16 protein-coding genes and 1 riboswitch are annotated in these 18,222 nt (G+C 45.8%); of the genes, 5 read left to right on the top strand and 11 right to left on the bottom strand.

The window, feature by feature from the left end:
* The 5 genes from liaF to CXK86_RS00675 all read right to left on the bottom strand — a co-directional run bounded on the left by liaF (window position 1) and on the right by CXK86_RS00675 (window position 5,821).
* Window positions 1-1,029, bottom strand: coding sequence for a cell wall-active antibiotics response protein LiaF (gene liaF / locus CXK86_RS00695; RefSeq protein WP_036610055.1), 1,029 nt, complete (start codon window positions 1,027-1,029; stop codon window positions 1-3).
* Window positions 1,030-1,227: 198 nt separating this feature from the next.
* A complete protein-coding gene (locus CXK86_RS00690; RefSeq protein WP_036610057.1) occupies window positions 1,228-1,443 on the bottom strand; it encodes a hypothetical protein in 216 nt (71 codons plus the stop codon).
* Between the two features lie 112 nt (window positions 1,444-1,555).
* Window positions 1,556-2,095 carry a 3D domain-containing protein gene (locus tag CXK86_RS00685; RefSeq protein ID WP_081595013.1) on the bottom strand — a complete coding sequence of 180 codons (540 nt, stop codon included), beginning with the start codon at window positions 2,093-2,095 and terminating at the stop codon, window positions 1,556-1,558.
* Between the two features lie 428 nt (window positions 2,096-2,523).
* A complete protein-coding gene (gene thrS / locus CXK86_RS00680) occupies window positions 2,524-4,461 on the bottom strand; it encodes a threonine--tRNA ligase (RefSeq protein ID WP_036610058.1) in 1,938 nt (645 codons plus the stop codon).
* A 415-nt stretch (window positions 4,462-4,876) separates the two neighbouring features.
* The gene (locus tag CXK86_RS00675; protein WP_124113713.1) at window positions 4,877-5,821 is read right to left on the bottom strand and encodes a putative sporulation protein YtxC; all 945 of its coding nucleotides are present in this window, start codon (window positions 5,819-5,821) and stop codon (window positions 4,877-4,879) included.
* A 180-nt stretch (window positions 5,822-6,001) separates the two neighbouring features.
* Here CXK86_RS00675 and CXK86_RS00670 point away from each other — a divergent pair, with 180 nt between their 5' ends.
* The 4 genes from CXK86_RS00670 to CXK86_RS00655 all read left to right on the top strand — a co-directional run bounded on the left by CXK86_RS00670 (window position 6,002) and on the right by CXK86_RS00655 (window position 9,457).
* Complete coding sequence (locus CXK86_RS00670) at window positions 6,002-6,406, top strand: hypothetical protein (RefSeq protein WP_051447154.1); 405 nt, start codon at window positions 6,002-6,004, stop codon at window positions 6,404-6,406.
* A gap of 294 nt (window positions 6,407-6,700) precedes the next feature.
* On the top strand, window positions 6,701-7,195 hold the full coding sequence (locus CXK86_RS00665) for a cation:proton antiporter regulatory subunit (RefSeq protein ID WP_036610059.1): 495 nt from the start codon (window positions 6,701-6,703) through the stop codon (window positions 7,193-7,195).
* A 4-nt stretch (window positions 7,196-7,199) separates the two neighbouring features.
* Window positions 7,200-8,438 carry a cation:proton antiporter gene (locus CXK86_RS00660; RefSeq protein ID WP_036610060.1) on the top strand — a complete coding sequence of 413 codons (1,239 nt, stop codon included), beginning with the start codon at window positions 7,200-7,202 and terminating at the stop codon, window positions 8,436-8,438.
* Window positions 8,439-8,551: 113 nt separating this feature from the next.
* Window positions 8,552-9,457, top strand: coding sequence for a YitT family protein (locus CXK86_RS00655; protein ID WP_051447155.1), 906 nt, complete (start codon window positions 8,552-8,554; stop codon window positions 9,455-9,457).
* Window positions 9,458-9,542: 85 nt separating this feature from the next.
* Here the strand turns inward: CXK86_RS00655 and CXK86_RS00650 are convergent, their stop codons facing one another.
* The 6 genes from CXK86_RS00650 to metA form a co-directional block, all read right to left on the bottom strand.
* Window positions 9,543-10,556: a zinc-binding alcohol dehydrogenase family protein gene (locus CXK86_RS00650; RefSeq protein ID WP_076252422.1), complete on the bottom strand. Its 1,014-nt coding sequence runs from the start codon at window positions 10,554-10,556 to the stop codon at window positions 9,543-9,545.
* Window positions 10,553-11,530, bottom strand: coding sequence for an aldo/keto reductase (locus CXK86_RS00645; protein ID WP_036610063.1), 978 nt, complete (start codon window positions 11,528-11,530; stop codon window positions 10,553-10,555). Before CXK86_RS00645 ends, CXK86_RS00650 begins: the two co-directional genes overlap by 4 nt.
* A 233-nt stretch (window positions 11,531-11,763) precedes the next feature.
* Window positions 11,764-12,900, bottom strand: coding sequence for a cyclic dehypoxanthinyl futalosine synthase (gene mqnC, locus CXK86_RS00640; protein WP_047844209.1), 1,137 nt, complete (start codon window positions 12,898-12,900; stop codon window positions 11,764-11,766).
* Window positions 12,901-13,141: 241 nt separating this feature from the next.
* A complete protein-coding gene (locus tag CXK86_RS00635; RefSeq protein WP_036669808.1) occupies window positions 13,142-14,314 on the bottom strand; it encodes a trans-sulfuration enzyme family protein in 1,173 nt (390 codons plus the stop codon).
* Window positions 14,311-15,498 (bottom strand): PLP-dependent transferase, encoded by a 1,188-nt coding sequence (locus CXK86_RS00630; protein ID WP_076252424.1) that lies wholly within the window; start codon window positions 15,496-15,498, stop codon window positions 14,311-14,313. The genes CXK86_RS00635 and CXK86_RS00630 overlap by 4 nt, the downstream gene beginning before the upstream one ends.
* A 24-nt stretch (window positions 15,499-15,522) precedes the next feature.
* Complete coding sequence (gene metA, locus CXK86_RS00625; RefSeq protein WP_036610071.1) at window positions 15,523-16,440, bottom strand: homoserine O-acetyltransferase MetA; 918 nt, start codon at window positions 16,438-16,440, stop codon at window positions 15,523-15,525.
* A 236-nt stretch (window positions 16,441-16,676) separates the two neighbouring features.
* Window positions 16,677-16,800: riboswitch (SAM riboswitch) on the bottom strand.
* A gap of 451 nt (window positions 16,801-17,251) precedes the next feature.
* On the opposite strand from metA, the gene corA reads away from it, so the two are divergent.
* The gene (corA, locus tag CXK86_RS00620; protein ID WP_047842270.1) at window positions 17,252-18,187 is read left to right on the top strand and encodes a magnesium/cobalt transporter CorA; all 936 of its coding nucleotides are present in this window, start codon (window positions 17,252-17,254) and stop codon (window positions 18,185-18,187) included.
* The last annotated feature ends 35 nt before the right edge of the window (window positions 18,188-18,222 follow it).

The raw sequence follows: 18,222 nt of genomic DNA, 5'->3' as shown, positions 1-18,222 counted from the left end.
TTAACCCACCTTATTCACTTTGACGTCTCCGATAAACACACTTACAATAATCCGTACCTTTTTGCTTGCTTCATGGTAATGGGCAGTTTCAGCCTGGGCACTACTCAGGAATCCGCCGCGTTTCTGATTCAACAGTGACATATCTCCAATGAAGGAATTTGTCGTCACCGTCACACCCAGATCCATATCTTCCGGAACAAATACTTTCACATCCCCAATAAATGAAGAAATGACAATCTTCGTCTCCCCATAAGGAATCTGTGCCTTCGTCAAATCAATTACAGTATCTCCGATAAAAGCCGAGATGTTCATTGGTTTCAACGAGAACACTTCCTGCCCCATGTACAGATCACCGATGAACGCCGATTTATTAATGGTATTGCCACTGCCATAATCCCCATAACCATTTCCGTAGCCATCATCATAATGTTCTCCGTATCCGGTATCGTTAGAGTTATACGATTGATGTTTCTTCTTATATTGATGCCCTTGTGATGATGAATCCGTTGATCCTGTGAAGTGAGGGCCATGTGCATCGTTTTTCTGTTCCTGTTTTGGTTTGCCAAATGTTTTCTCGAACTGTTCGTCAAACGATGACGGCATCTCCAGATCCTCCGGAGCCAACGGTTTATAAGGTTGCTCAGGTGCTGGAGGTGGCTGCATCTTGTCATGATGTTTCCGATCACGACGTCGTGGCCCGATCAGTACGAACAATCCTCCGCCAATCAGCATAACCGGGATCAGATAACGAATGAACTCCCCCATGGAGTAATCAATCCATCCCAGGTTACGGGCAAGAAAGTAACCACCAATTGCCAGTACAATTACCGGTCCTATAAAGGCGTAACCCCCGTTGCGACGAATCTCGGAGATTCCTTTGACCCCCCACCAGATTAGAAATAACGGCCAATATGTTCTGAAAATATATCCTACATCAATGTCATATCCCAATTGTCTGAACAAGATCATCGCACCAATAGCAATAAGAGGTATGCCAACCCACCAGCGGTCACGCGTCGATCGTTTCATCGCTCATGTCTCCTTTGTCTGTATTATGTAATCAGTGTAACTCAGACAAGACAATGAGAACAGCGGCGGCAGGTGGAATTCATCTCGGTCTTGAGACTGAGATGGGAGGATATTAATGTAAAAAACTTCGCATATGTAAAACACCCCGGAGCTGCAGCTCCAGGGTGCTGAATCTTCATTTGATTAATGAATCTTCAATTATTTTTTGTATTTCGATGCTTTGCCTTGACCTTGGCCAGTTTGGCCTGTGTTTTCTACACCGAACTCGGCATTGTATTTTTCATCAGGTGTTTGGAAATTATCTTGTACTTTGTTTTGAGCGGATTGCTTCACTTTTGCTGCTGCATTCTCTTCTCCAAACTCTGCATTGTACTTCTCGTTTGGCGTTTGGTACCCTTGTGATTTTTTAGCCACAACGAATCACCTCTCTCTTCATATTTACGATGCATTGCTACACCGCGGGGTTCGTCCCCAGTCAGTATTATGTGAAGAGAGCACTTCAGTTATTCATGTTCAACATGTGAAATTAAATGGCCTTGTCCAACCACGAATCAGGTACAGATTTGTACACATCGATTGCATCGGCCAACTCGCTGAGCATCTTTTCTGTGCATTTCCCAGCTCCTTGCCTGATCACCTGTACCTCCACATCCTTTTTGCCCCACTCTTTGTACACTTGCTTGGTTGTCGGGAAATACAGATCGATTTTATTACCTTTGATCGCTGAACCCGTATCTGCAACAATTCCGTAACCATAGCCTGGAATGTACAGAATGGAACCCATTGGGAACAATTTTGGATCAGCTGCAATCGTGGAAACTGTTTCTTTATCACGACGTACTTTGACACCGGAATACGTAATTCCGTATTGAGGATGTTTGGGTCCTTTTCCTGTAGACTCAACACCTGCCGTATATCCCGTTGCTGTAACCTTTTGTGTACCCAGGATTTGTTCTGAACGCGGAGCAAGCACAGGCATAGACGGATCTGCCACTTGTTTCTCTGGAAGCTCAGGTCTTGGAATGACCATTGGTTGTGGTGACCACAATAAAGCCATATACACCATGGTCGTCAACTGAGCCTCATCGCTGTATTGATGGCTAACCTGTTCCGGAAATTCTTGATCAGACTTGCTCGAAGTTTCAATAATTGGACCTTCAATGCCGCTGCTCTGACTCTCGACATGCAGTACTGTACTTTCCTCTTCAAATGTATAGGCATCCGCCTGATTCAGGTTGATCATCATCCCGGCGAATATTACACAGCCAACCAATAAACCCCGTATATGTTCCTTTTGAATTGAGAATTGCTTTTTCATTGTATAACCTCCCCCTCACTGCAAAGGTTTTCCAAAAAGCAATTAATCTATACTTTTTACTGCAAACACTACGAAAAAACGCCTGAATAACATAGGTCAATCCCATGTTATTCAGACGTTATTCAGAGTGATCAGCGCAACTTATGCACTGGTTATCTGATAGATCATTTGTTCATTTATACCAAACGTGTTGCAATTTCTTCTTTCAATTGAGCGATAATTTCATCGACCGGTTTCATGCCCAGATCGCCTTCTCCACGCTTACGCACGGATACGGCTTCTGCATTACGCTCATTCTCACCAACAACAAACATATAAGGCATTTTCTCAAGCTGCGCCTCACGGATTTTATATCCAAGCTTCTCGTTCCGCAGATCGGCTTCAGCAGAGATTCCCGCACGTTTCAGTTTCGCTTCCACTTCACGCGCATAATCGTCGAAGTTTCCGGATACCGGGATCACTTTTGCCTGTACCGGAGACAACCACAATGGGAAAGCTCCTGCAAAGTTCTCCAGCAAGAATGCTGTGAAACGTTCCATTGTACTAATTACACCGCGGTGAATAACGACTGGACGATGTTTCTGTCCGTCATCGCCCACATATTCAAGTTCAAAGCGCTCAGGCAACAGGAAGTCCAGTTGAACCGTAGACAATGTCTCTTCTTTGCCCAGAGCTGTTTTGATCTGTACATCCAGCTTCGGACCGTAGAACGCCGCTTCACCTTCAGCTTCATAGAATGGAAGGTCAAGTTCTTCCACAACTTCACGCAGCATGCGTTGGGACATCTCCCACATCTCGTCGTTCTGGAAGTATTTCTCGGTATCCTGCGGATCACGATAGGACAGACGGAAACGGTATTCGTTAATACCGAAATCCTTATAGACTGTTTGAATCAACTCGATAACACGAGCGAACTCTTCTTTGATCTGATCCGGCCGTGCAAAAATGTGTGAGTCGTTCAGTGTCATTGCACGTACACGATGCAGACCTGTTAATGCCCCCGACATTTCATAACGGTGCATCATACCAAGCTCTGCAATACGGATTGGCAGATCACGGTAGCTGTGCATGCTGGACTTGTACACCATCATATGGTGAGGACAGTTCATTGGACGGAGAACAAGTTCCTCGTTATCCATTACCATTTTCGGGAACATATCTTCCTGGTAGTGCTCCCAGTGTCCAGATGTTTTATACAATTCCACGTTACCCAGAACTGGTGTGTATACATGCTGGTATCCCAGGCTTTCTTCCAGATCCACAATATAACGCTCCAGAGTACGGCGCAGCTTCGCACCGTTAGGCAACCAGATTGGCAAGCCTTGACCGACCAGTTGGGAGAATGTGAACATTTCCAGCTCTTTACCCAACTTACGGTGATCCCGTTTTTTAGCTTCTTCGAGGAAGTGCAAATGCTCGTCCAGCTGTGCTTTTTTCACAAAAGCCGTACCATAGATACGTTGAAGCATTTTGTTTTTGCTATCTCCACGCCAGTAAGCACCCGCGACATTCATCAGTTTGAACACTTTGATTTTGCTAGTTGATGGTACGTGAGGGCCACGACACAAGTCGAAGAATTCACCTTGCTCATAAATCGTAATCACGCTGTCTGCTGGCAAATCACGAATCAACTCAAGTTTGTAAGGATCGCCCACTTCTTCGAACGTTTTGATCGCGTCCTCGCGGCTAACTTCCTTACGTACAATTGGCAAGTTCTCATTCACAATACGTTCCATTTCCTTCTCGATCTTTTGCAGATCTTCAGGATTGAGCGCATGTTCAAGGTCCATATCATAGTAGAAACCATCTTCAATGACAGGGCCGATACCGAGGCGTACCTCTTTGTTACCATATAAACGTTTCACTGCTTGAGCCATCAAGTGAGCTGTACTATGACGCATCACTTCAAGTCCTTCTGGTGAATCCAGAGTTACGATCTCCACCAATGCTCCCTCATGAAGTGTTGTGGACAAGTCCACCACGATACCATCCAGCTTGCCGGCTACGGCATTTTTGCGCAATCCGCTGCTAATTGAAGCGGCTACGTCCTCAATGCTACTGCCATCCGCGTACTCACGTACCGAACCATCCGGTAATTTAATGTTCACTGCCATTTGTCTCATTCCTCCTGTTAATGTAACCTTTGTGTCCAGATATTTATGGACTGATTATCTATTGCTATTCCAGTCATTTTGCAAAGGAACGCAAAAAACACCCGTCCCGGCAAAGGGACGAGTGATATATACTCGTGGTTCCACCCTAATTCAGCTGATTCATCCATATTCGGAAATACAGCCCTCATTGGCATGACGATAACGGGCATGACCCGGCAGATCCTTACTCGCGGATAATCCCCAATAAAGGCGATATTCTAACTCCACTTTCAAAATTGCAGCTACAAAGGGGTAAACCATACGGGATATCCGGAGGAAATTTCAGCCTTGGTTCCTCTCTCTGCACCGATCTTGCGTGTGGTTGTTGTCTTTGTCAACGCTTTTGGTTCAATGGTTCACATGAAAAATTCATGGATCAACAGTTATTATAATTGCCGAGATCACTTGCGTCAAGACCTGTCAACAATCCTGAGCGCAGCACTTCGCATTCCGGGCAATGATGACATATTTGCACTTTGTCTTCAAAGATCTGGCATATGGTCGAGATGATTGGCAGATCCGGGGTGCGTGTATGGAGCATGACCTTCTCAGGAGAGATTGAGATGAGTGTACTTACAATCATATCTTCAATATCCATCTCCAGTTCAAGACCCGGCATTTCCACAACGACCTGTTCATCCTTTTGCACGGGTAACAGATTAAGTCCAGCATCCAGGACCTGAAATTCATGCATTCCCTTGTGTACAAGATGAACCAGAGGTACTTTGGCTTCTTGAAAAAACACAAAATATTTTAACAACCCCATAAACTCTTCATACTGCCGATCCATCCAGAACTCATCCAGCGCATACTCCACTAATTCCTGAAGCTCCTGCTTATATGGCCGTATGCGGAAGTTGATAATGCCTTCAAGGTGAAAAAAGTGAACATCCTCTAGGTCCTGCCGTAGTCCACTGGCTAACGTAGTACGACGGCGCTCTCGAAGTCCGGGCTGATCCAGATCACCATTTAATAGAAGTGGCATGCAGATTCGATTGACCTTTTCCACCTCATGCTCATCCATGACAGAACACGCCTTGGCGATCATATCCTCCACCATGCTCCGTTCTTGTGTCTCCATAATGAAGTCGGCGAGTCCAAGGGAGAGCAGATCACTGATCCGGGGAAGCCATTGCTGGAAGTCTTCGTGATTCTCATTCCCTCTGCACACCCAGGTTGCTCTTCCATCATTATGTTTGAAGGTGAGCCGAAATCCTCTTTTACTTATATGTAAACCTTTGGTTTTTTCCTTGACACAACGATAAAATTGATCCGCTTCCTCTTGCCCCGATACATCGGTCCATACAGCAAACAGTTCCACAAGAATCACTCCTTTCCTTCCTGTTCAAAGTATATGGCAAGGCCGATGGGGATATACGAAGCGGATTGATGGAAAGCGTGTCATGATTTCTCAGTATATTATAAAGAGGTTTGGAGTTAAGACAAAAATGTGTTATTATTTTAATAACAGTATATTTCACGGGAAAGGAGGGAAGCCAAAATGAGACAACAACCTAGAATACTCCACTACACTATCATTATCATTTTGTGCGTTTTCCAAGCCTTGTGCTTCCCTATTCCGATGCAGTCCGAATCTGCCGTTGGGGTGTCTGTAGAAGCAACTTCCAACAAGGAAGTGCTGTTGCAAATACCCGAATCCCAGCAGAAACCTGTCATTCGCAAATATCCACAAGTTATGTCCAAGCTGATTGCGGTTACGCATAATAAGCCTGTCTTTCTTGTCCTCGCATTGTTATTGATGCTGCGAATCCCTACAACGGGTCTGTCCTTTAAACCGTGGTATTGTCTGTTTAAACGCAGATTATTTCTGCTACCTATTAAGTTTACCAGCATGTATGTATCCCTCACCCCTATAGCACCAAAATACGTGAACGCTCTTCACTAGCCGTTACGACGTATTTACAGGTTGCTTTTGCATGAAGACACCTCTGTAATTTAAGACGGTGCGCTTGTGCATAACTTATAACCCTTTTAGCACACGTTAGATAAACCCATGTTTATGACAGTACCTATTTTTGTTGTACCCACACCGACAAATTCAAATCATATGGCTGTGTCAGGAATTTCTGGCTCTGTTTACCCGCATCTTTTGATGTTCCCTTGAGCAGCAGATTAATCATTTTCGGGAAATAAGCCTGTCTTCTATGGCCAGCCCCTAATTATAAGGAGGCAACAATCCATGGATGTACGCGAAACAGACTTGCCGGGAATCGGCAAAAAATTTCAGATTGAAACAAGCAGCGGTGATAAAATTGTCATAATTATTCACGATGACGGTCGCCGGGAAATGTACCACTTCGAGTATGATGATCCCGATCAAAGCATCTCGATGATCACACTTGACGATTACGAAGCACGACAGATTGCTGCTATTGTTGGCGGATTAACTTACAAACCAAAACAGCTTGAAAATATTGAAGTAACGTTTGACGACCTGATTATCGAGTGGTACAAAATCGAACCATCCTTCGGAAGTATCGGTAAATCCATCGGTGAATTGGACGTACGTCAAAACTCTGGGGCAACGGTTATCGCCGTTGTAGAGAAAAATCACAAAAAACATATCAGCCCAGGTCCGGAGGTAGTTATCAGTGCAGAATCCACGGTGGTAGCCGTTGGCGAACGCAATCAGCAGAAACTGTTTAAATCCCTCCTCCTGACTGGAAGGGGGTAAATAGATGGATCATTTGATATTCGAAGTAGGTCTGGCCCTTGTGCTCATTGCAGCAGCCGGCCTTTTATCGGCAAAACTAAGATTTTCGGTCGTTCCATTTTATATTCTGATCGGGATGGCCGTTGGGCCACATGCCATGAAAATCTGGCATCTGGACTTCCGTTTTATTGAGAGTCAGCCTTTTATTGAATTTATGGGTCGGATCGGTATCCTGTTCCTTCTCTTCTACCTTGGACTTGAATTCTCGGTAGGTCGTTTAATTAAATCGGGTCGCTCCATTGCAGTAGGCGGCTCGATCTACATCGGCATTAACTTTACGCTGGGATTAATATTCGGTTTTGTGTCCGGTTTCCCAGTTGCAGAAGCACTTATTATCGCAGGTATAACTACCATCTCTTCCAGTGCCATTGTGGCCAAGGTACTCGTCGATTTGAAACGAACGGCCAATCCGGAAACAGAGATGATATTGGGTATTATTATGTTCGAAGATGTATTCCTCGCTGTATATATCTCGATCTTGTCCGGACTTGTGCTTAGTGATTCATCCTCCATCGGAGGCGTCATCATGTCCGCACTTATTGCCCTCGGATTCATGCTTATCGTGATTATCCTTGGACGCAAAGCAACACCGCTACTAAACAAATTGCTTAAAATTCGATCGAATGAGCTATTCTCTCTCGTTGTATTTGGAGCCTTGTTCCTGGTAGCTGGTTTCTCTGAAACCATTCATGTTGCCGAAGCGATTGGTGCATTACTGGTTGGTCTGGTGCTTGCTGAAACAGAGCACGCAAAACGGATTGAGCACTTGATTCTACCGTTCCGTGACTTCTTCGGAGCCATCTTCTTCTTCAGCTTTGGATTGTCCATTGATCCGTTGTCCTTGGGTGGCGATGCCGTATGGTTAGCTCTGATTGCAGTTGTTATTACATTGTTCGGTAACTTCCTAGCGGGTATGCTGGCCGGGCGCAGTGCAGGACTATCACCCAAAGCATCGGCGAATATTGGATTAACCATTGTGTCACGGGGTGAGTTTTCCATCATCTTGGCCAACATGGGTAAAGCCGGGGGACTGTTGCCAATGATTCAACCGTTTGCCGCGCTGTATGTCCTAATTCTGGCCATTCTGGGTCCTTTATTAACCAAAGAGTCCAAACATGTATTCCGTTTATTGGATAAAATATTCAAGTTCAAAGATCCTCGGAAAAAGAAAGAAGAACCAAAGGTTCTGCAGAAAGAAGGATAATCCCTATGTCTGTACAGAACAGACATACTAACGTACTTCGCGGCTCTTACGCCGATCTTTCTGTGACTAACCCAGGGAGAATGGCTCGAAAGCCGCACTAAGGAGGATGACCTATGAAAGCACCTCTGATATCGGCTAATCCGGTGCCAAACACCGCCAAGACCAGGATATCGTCTACCCGCCGCTGGTTAAACCTGTTTCTCGTTATTGCGGGCGGAATTCTGGCCTCCGTGGGACTCGAATTGTTCTTACACCCCAATAAGATTATTATTGGAGGCATTACAGGTATTTCCTCACTCTTCGCCCACTGGACCGAAATGAGGATTGGTTTGTTCCTATTTTTATTCAATGTGCCGTTTATATTTCTGTCTTACAAGATTGTGCAGAAGAAATTTGTACTGGTTACTGTTCTAGGTCTGGTTGTCTTTTCGATCGGTGCCATTGTGCTTCATCCCATGCCGCCACTTGTAGAGCATCCGCTGGCTGCTGCCATGTTTGGCGGATTATGCCTCGGACTCGGAATTGGACTCGTCGTGCGGTATGGCGGGACACTGGATACGCTGGAAATCGGTGATCCGTCTTCCCGCCCACCTGAACGTGTGTTTAGCGGAAAACGGATGCTTATCGAAAAAATAATCATGCTTCTTAACTTGTTGATACTGACAGCCGCTGGTGTTGTCTTTGGCTGGGACCAAGCGATGTATTCCGTAATCGCCTACCTTATTGCTTATGAAATGGTGTACATTGCGTTCAGGGGCTTCTCTTCCAAACGCAAAGTATGCATATTGACCACACAAAGCTCTCAAGTTGAAAAAGCTGTACGCAAACGGCTACGCCGTGAACCTGGAATTCTGGAAGCCACTTCTGACTCAACACAACTCGCGATGGCGGAAGGATGGATCAGGCAAATCCCGGGTGCACTTTATTATGAGGTACATGTGCTGGAGATGATCTGGTTGAAGTCCATTGTGCGTCACATTGATCCACATGCGGGTATTGTAACGAATCCGGAAAAATAAAAAAACGCTCTCTTCCCCTATGGATGGACAGTATTGTCCACCAAGGTCAGAGAGCGTTTTTTTCTGTTATTATAATTAATTGATATTATAGTTCAACGATAGCTTTGACTACATGTGAATCTGGCAAAAGCCATTGATCTATTGCAGTAGGTAACTCATCAAATTCCACTCGGTGTGTGATATACCCATCCATGCTTAATTTCTTTTGACGCAAGGTCGACAGGACTTGTTCAAAATCTTCACAGGTTGCGTTTCGACTGCCCAGGATGCTCATCTCCCGCTTGTGAAATTCGGGGTCATGAAAGGTAATATCCGCTTTCACCAGTCCTACAAAAATGAGTTGACCACTATGCGCCACATATTGAATGGCCCCATTCATGGAATTCACGTTACCTGTTGCATCGAAGACAGCTGTAGCATAGTCGCCACCAGTAATTTCAGCTACTTGTTGTACAGCATGTTCATTGGCCTGTACCAGGTCATCCGCTCCAGCCCAAGTCCGGCTAAGCTCCAGCCTGTCCAGATTACGATCAACGGCAATAACACGCGCCCCCGCCTGTTTGGCAAATGCCATCACACCCAATCCAATGGGTCCAGCTCCAATCACAACCACATGCTCACCAGGTTTAATTCCTGCTCTTCTGACAGCATGGGCTCCAATGCTTAATGGTTCTACCATTGCCGTCTCATCCAGTGTCAAACCCTCTGCTGAGAGCAGATGTGAGACAGGCACGTTGATTTTTTCTCTCATGCCTCCGTCTACGTGCACACCCATGACTTGCATGGACGCACAACAATTGGTTTTTCCACTGCGACATGCAATACAGTGACCGCAGTGCAGATACGGAATAATACTTACCTGATCCCCAGGCTGTAACCCAGCCTCGTTCGGACCGATTTCTTCAATAACAGCCGCCAGTTCATGGCCCAGAACACGAGGATAGGTAAAGAATGGCTGGTTGCCTTTGTACGCATGCAGATCCGTTCCACAGATCCCAATCCGCCGAATGGCAACCAACGCCTCTCCTTCTGCTCGTTCCGGTTGAGGCAGGTCCTGGAGCTTTAATTGATCTATTTCTTCACATACAATGGCTCTCATCGTAGTTCCCCCTTGGATGCTTCTGCTGTCGTGTTGCTTGGCTTCGTATTATATTCAGGTCTTCCGCTTGACCATGTCTCGTTATGCAATGGAGCCAGAATGCGCAGCACTTCATCCAGCAGGCTCTGATCCATCGGTTCCTCTATCCAGGCTGCATTATTGAGGATATTGCGCTGGCTGGCACTGCTCACCAGTGTTGTCGGAATTCGTTCATTCGACGTGGAGAATTGCACGGCCAACTTGGTAATGTCACTGCCTTGTTCTGCACAGAAGCGGGCAGCCTTTAGGCAGAGCTCTTTCACCCGATCATCTGCCGGATGCCAGGCAGGAGCCCCTCGGGTACTCAACAAGCCCATAGAAAGAGGCGAAGCATTGACGAGGCCAATTTCTTTTTTTTCCAACAGGGGCAATAACGATAATAATGAGGTATCATTCAATGAATAATGACAATACGAGATGATCGCATCCGCATCGATCTGTGGCAGAACCTTCTCGAACAACGGCAAGGGCAATCCACAAATGCCCGCATGTCGTATAACTCCCTGCTCTTTCAGACGCAGCAACGTTGGAAAGGCTTCTTCTACGATGATCTCTGCTGGCACAAATTCAATATCATGCAGGAACAGAATGTCGATATAGTCTGTATGCAGTCGATCCAGGCTCTCTTGCACGCTATCCAGAATCCGCTGACGTGAAAAATCAAACTCATTTTCCCCATACCGTCCGGCTTTGGTTGATAACATATATGAACTGCGCGGCAAGCTACGGATGGCTTCACCCAACACGGACTCCGCTTTTGTCAGCCCGTAGTAAGGCGAAACGTCTATGTAATTCATCCCCGCATCTACGGCCGCATGTACAGTGCGAATCCCTTCGTCCCGGTCAATGTTACGAAATACAGAACCGAGTGAGGATGCTCCAAAACTCAATACAGGTACGTCCAGTTCCGTCTTGCCAAGTATTCTTCTCTTCATCGGTTTAACCCCTTCCAGCGTGTCTGACTACACAAGTTCCCTTTCATTGTAACAGTTCAATTTCAATATAAAATATCGGCAATTGCGTAACATGTACTGTTTGATGACCTCGAACCGCAGAAAGAAATCAAAAAGCCCGCCGTCTCTCCAAACGGAGTAGTCAGCGGGCATGGCTTCATAAATACTTATCTAACGATCAAAGTTTATAAAGAGTAGTATTGAATTAATTAGAATTAGTTCTGCATTACGAAATCTTCATGTACGGCATTTTCTTCGTCGAACATGCGCACAATCTCGTATCGGGTGTTACGTTGTGCCGGGATATAACCGGACTCCCGAATCAAACGGAGAATGGATTCAATGTTAACTTTGTAAGTTGCACCAGCAGCAGATACAACGTTCTCTTCAATCATCGTGCTACCGAAGTCATTACAGCCAAATTCAAGCGACTTCTTACCGATCTCAGGACCCATCGTTACCCAAGAGGATTGAATGTTCTTGATATTATCAAGTACCAGGCGGCTGATGGCTACAGTCTTCAAGTACTCTTCTGGAGTCTGACGCTCCAGCTTGAGGTTTGTATTATCCGGCTGGAAAGTCCAAGGAATAAACGCCAGGAAACCTTCGGAGTCATACTTGTTCGCAATACATTCGTCCTGAGCTTCACGTACACGGAGCAAGTGTAATGCACGCTCTTCCATCGATTCACCAAGTCCGATAACCATCGTTGCCGTGGTGTTCATACCGATGCGGTGTGCAGTTTGCATAACGTCCATCCAATCGCGCCATGAACCTTTCAAGCGGCTAATTTTCCGACGTGTGCGGTCATCCAGAATTTCAGCGCCACCGCCAGGCAAGGAATCCAGTCCAGCTTCGTGAATGGCACGAACAACTTCTTCCAATGTAAGGCCATCGGATACTTCAACCATTTTCATAATCTCCGCTGGGGAGAAAGAGTGCATCGTGATGTTTGGGAAACGCTCTTTGATGGCTTTCAACAGGTCTGTATAATAGCTGAAAGGCAAGTTTGGATTCGTTCCACCTTGCATCAAAATCTCGGTACCATTCACATCTTCCGTTTCCTGAATCTTCTGGAAAATAACTTCGTCCGGAAGCACATAACCTTCATCCGAACCAGGTCTGCGGTAGAAAGCACAAAAACGGCAGTACACATCACACACGTTTGTGTAGTTGACGTTACGCCCAATTACAAATGTTCTGTATGGTTCAGGGTGCATGCGTTTCATAATGACATTAGCAGCTGCCCCGATTTTGTCCACTTCATTCGATTCAAATAGCTCAATCGTGTCTTCCAAGTCCAAACGTTCGCCCCGAAGGGCTTTATCTAAGATACGGTCTACCGTACTCATCGTAAAAAAGCCTCCCTCATGAAGAGAAATTATATAACGATCCGTCCCAACTTGTTCAAGAGAAGCAAGTTCTGGTGGCAACATCGTATTTCTGTACTCCACATATCGTAACACAGGTTACATGTGAAAAAAAGCACCTTATGTACAGGTGCTTTAAAAATAAGTAAAAATTTTTACATATGGAAAAGAATTAGTTCGAACTTAAGTGATACACATCGGCGTATTCGGGCATCCTTTTTTGTTAGGATTCCTGAAGTGCTTGCTCCAAATCTACAATCAGATCTTCGATATCTTCCAGACCTACGGAGAAGCGCAGCAATCCATCTGTAATGCCACGGTCACGGCGAACCTCAGCCGGCATTGCCGCATGAGACATCATCGCTGGGTAGGACAGAATACTCTCCACAGCTCCCAAGCTTACAGCAACAATAGGTAGCTTCACCCGGTTAAGAACTGCTTTTGCACGATCACCTGAACCGACGTCAAAAGAAACGACAGCTCCATATCCTGTGGACTGGCGCTCATGTGCCTCACGGCCCGGATGATCCTCCAGTCCAGGATAAAAGACAGCGGTAATATCACTGCGCTCATTAAGCCATGCCGCCAGTTTGGCTGTGCTCCGTTCACTATGAGCCATGCGAGCCCCCAAGGTTTTCATCCCGCGCATCAAAAGCCAGGATTCTTGTGCCCCGAGTACAGTTCCAAGTCCATTTTGCAGCTGTTTCAGTTGTACGCCAAGTGATTCCGTGCGAGCAACAGCTAACCCTGCAAGTACATCACTGTGACCTCCGAGAAACTTCGTAGCACTATGTACGACGATGTCCACACCAAGCTCAATTGGACGCTGATAGTAAGGTGTCATAAAGGTGTTATCCAGAATCGTGATCAGGTCATGTTCCTTCGACCAGTCAGTTACGGCAGCGATATCCGTAATTCGCAGTGTAGGGTTGGACGGTGTTTCCATATAAACTGCCTTGGTGTTTGGCTTGAGTGCCGCTTTCACTTCATCTATATTGGTCATGTCTACAAAGGTTGTCTCGATCTGCATACGGCTTAATATGGAAGTAAGCAAACGATACGTACCTCCATATACGTCTTCCGTTACAATCATGTGGTCCCCTGCGGAGAACATCATGAACACGCTTGAGATCGCAGCCATCCCCGAAGAATAGGCAAAGCCTCGTGCGCCGCCCTCCAGCAATGTGATGTAATCTTCCAAAGCCTGACGTGTCGGATTACCCGAACGACTGTAATCATGTTGAGGCGGATTGAAGATATCAAAATGATGGAATGTTGATGCTTGGTAGATCGGTACACTGGAGGCTCCAGTCGTTTTGTCAATCTCATCGCCAAAATGGAGCAATTTGGTATCAAATTTCAACTCGGAATTGGGCTTGTTGTTGGACTCACTCATGAGTGCACGCCTCCTTCCACTTCCTGTTGTGCAGCTGTCAGAGCATTGCCGAGATCTGCAATCAGATCGTCCGCATGTTCAATGCCTACAGAGAACCGGAGCAGACGGTCATCCACACCTACGGCTTCACGAATTTCAAGCGGAATATCCGCATGAGTCTGTACTGCGGGATAAGTCATAAGTGATTCGACTCCGCCGAGACTTTCGGCAAAAGCAATGAGTTTGATATGACGCAGCAACGGTTCAACATAACGTGCATCCTTCACTTTGAAAGAGAAGATACCTGTGTTACCGGTAGATTGTTTGTTCTGTATCTCATACCCCGGATGATCGGATAGACCTGGATGATACACTTCAACCACCGCTGGGTGCTCAAGCAAGTATTTGGCAATAGTAAGTGCATTGTGCTCATGACGCTCCATGCGAAGAGCCAGCGTTTTCATACCTTTCATCAACTGGTAGGAGTCACTTGGAGATAATACCGCTCCAATGGAATTATGCAGGAACGCCATCTCAGCAGATAACGCCTCACCTTTGGTAATAATTAGTCCGGCGAGCACATCATTATGTCCGCCCAGATATTTGGTAGCGCTATGAATGATGATATCGGCACCCAGTTCAATCGGACGTTGGAAAAATGGAGTCAACAACGTGTTGTCAACAATGGTCAACAGGTTGTAACTTTTCGCCCAGGAAGCAACGGCTTCCACATCGGTGATCATCATCAGTGGATTGGTTGGTGTCTCAATAAATACAGCTTTGGTATTCGGCTGACGAACCTTCTCCAGTGCTACAAGGTCATTCGTGTCCACATAACTAGCAGTTACGCCGAAACGGGACAGAATACGTTCCAGCAGACGATAGGTTCCACCATACAGATCCAGCGATACAATCAGATGATCCCCTTGACCAAACATGGCAAAAATCGTTTGCAGCGCAGCCATTCCCGAGCTACAGGCAAACCCTGCATCACCGGACTCCAGCGCTGCGGCGGCTTCTTCCAATACTTTACGGGTTGGATTAGTCGTACGAATATAATCAAACCCCGTGCTTTGTCCAAGCTTAGGGTGGCGAAACGCAGTGGATTGATAGATCGGAAAGTTAATGGCGCCTGTTACCGGTTCATTGATGGACCCAATTTGTGCTAAGCGGCTTTCGATTTTCAACTTGTTGTTGTCTTCCATTGCTGCATCCTCCTGTAATCTCGATTAGATTTGCGGGCCAATATCGTAAGGTGTTTCTTGATACACATAGTAATTGAGCCAGTTAGAGAATAATAAGTTGGCATGAGCGCGCCAAGTAGCTGGTGGCACACGGGAAGGGTCGTCATTCGGATAATAATGCCTAGGCAATGCGATATCCAACCCTTTGGCTGCATCCCGGTCATACTCCCACTTTAATGAGAACGGGTCATACTCGGCATGTCCTGTGGCAAAAATCTGTTTGCCGTCTTTGGTAGCAACCAGGAAGATCCCCGCTTCCTCGGATTCAGCCAAAATCTCTAAATTCTCATTCTTTTCAATATCTTCGCGTCTCACTTCCGTATGACGGGAATGTGGAACGTTGAATACTTCATCGAATCCACGCAACAACGGAACATGTGGTTTATTGATGGTATGTGGGAAAACGCCAAAACACTTTTCATCAAGTGCAACCTTGGGTACGTCAAAATGATGGTATAAACCTGCCTGAGAAGCCCAACATATGTGGAGGGTTGAAGTCACATTGGTTTTGGTCCATTCGAAGATCTCCTGGATTTCATTCCAATAGTTCACGTCTTCGAAATCCATCTGTTCCACCGGGGCACCCGTAATGATCATTCCATCGAAACGACGGTGCTCAATCTCATCAAAGGTTTTATAGAACAGATCCAAATACTCTTGAGACGTATTCTTCGACGTATGGGATTTGGGATGTACAAGAACGACATCCACCTGAATAGGCGTGTTTCCCACCAGACGAAGCAATTGTGTTTCGGTCGTTTCCTTTGTGGGCATCAGGTTTAATATAGCGATACGGAGTGGACGAATATCCTGCTGATATGCAGAAGTTTCATCCATGACGAAGATATTCTCTCCTTCAAGTACTTCTTTTGCTGGTAGAGTATCGGGTATTTTGATTGGCATAGTAAGTCTAACTCCTCCTTGTGCATAGATAGATGCAGCCACCCTTGGCTTGATGTCTTCACATCAATACAGTTATAGACTGCCTTGAGCTTGTAAAAACATTGAATTGCTCTTTCATCCAACGTTACAAACAACCTCAAGTTCCTTAGCGAAAATCACTGCTGAGAAGTCGGGGCATATAACAAAGACCTTCCTCGGATTTCGAGAAAGGTCATATGTAAAAAAGATATGCGCCTCTCTCATCTCTCAGTTACAACAGTGCCACTTGACACTTAGTCACTGCAAGAATTAGCACCGTGCGGTATACCGCCGGTTGCCGGGTTTCATCGGGCCAGTCCCTCCACCTACTCTTGATAAGATTTCGCTGTATTAGATTGTAATTAAATATGGTTCACCGTCTACTTTATTACATTAATGCCCTCACGTCAAGATGCAGTTCGATGTCTGCTTCCCAGATCGGAACCGTTCATCATCCGTTGTCATACACTGCCTCAGGGCGCGAAATAGACACATTTTTGCGCTTGAAAGCACCTTGTACCAGCGGTATACTAAACAAGGTGTTATAAACCCTTATGTGAGAGGTGACATATTAAATGGATGGCGACCCGAGGCCTGACTGGCAGCCGAATTCCGACAAACTGCATAGAGAATTGACATCAGCATGCCGGCAGCGGGACGTGACTTCCGTTTGATTATATAGTGAACGCAGCCCTGATCTCCAGGCTCCGCTGCCGACCGGCTGATTTGTTCTTTTTGCGCCCATAATGATAATATCCGCCAAGTTGGCGGGTGCAGAAGGAGTAGATTAACGATGAAAATCCGGTTGGTTAACAACGGTGTATTTATTCCGGTGGACGACATTCAGCAGGCGCTGACTCCACCAGCGGAAGGATTTTACTGGATTGATGCAGACGTAGACGATTTGGCGGTACTTCAGCCGCTGTTCTTGATGCATGATCTGGCTGTGGAAGACTGTCTTAGTGACGAAGAACAACGTCCGAAGATTGAAATTTATGAGAACCATTATTTTATTGTGATTAATAGCATCCGTTTTGATGATGAAGAGATATTTCTACGTGCGGTCAACCTGTTTCTCGGCAGACATTTCATTATTAGTGTTACCAAGCACAAGGTCAGCGAATTGCGTACACTGAAACCCATCCTGTGGGAACAGGAAATCAGTACACCGGATCGTCTGCTGTATTTGCTGGTTGACTTGATTGTTGATAATTATTTCACCGTAGGTGACCGAATTGAAGCACGGATCGAGAAGCTTGAGGAAGACATTCTGATGCACACCAAAAAGTCACATCTGAATGAAATCATCGGGCTACGCAGTGAGATTCTGTGGCTGAAAAAAGTCCTTGGACCTCAGAAAGAGGTTATTAACACCTTGAATAAAAAAGATCTGCGTCTCATCGATGATCAACTGCAAAAGTATTTCAGTGACATCTATGAGAATGCTGTAAAAATATCTGAAACCTTTGAGACTTATCGCGACCTGATGGGCAACTTGCGAGAAGCCTACCAATCCAGTATTGCGAACCGGGCGAATGAGATCATGCGTGTATTTACCGCCATTACCACGGTCTTCATGCCGCTGACAGTCATTACCGGTATATACGGCATGAACTTTACGAATATGCCAGAGCTTAACTGGAAATACAGCTATTTTGTTGTGATTGGTCTGATGGTTACACTGGGCCTGAGCATGTTCTTCATTTTCCGCAAGAAAGACTGGGTATGAACTTTTATGAAATAACAAAGACGAAGCGCTCCTCC

The sequence above is a fragment of the Paenibacillus sp. BGI2013 genome, from assembly GCF_002843485.1.
Taxonomy (GTDB): Bacteria; Bacillota; Bacilli; order Paenibacillales; family Paenibacillaceae; genus Paenibacillus; species Paenibacillus amylolyticus.
Note: the sequence above shows the minus strand (reverse complement) of the source record. Positions and strands in the feature narration are given on the sequence as shown.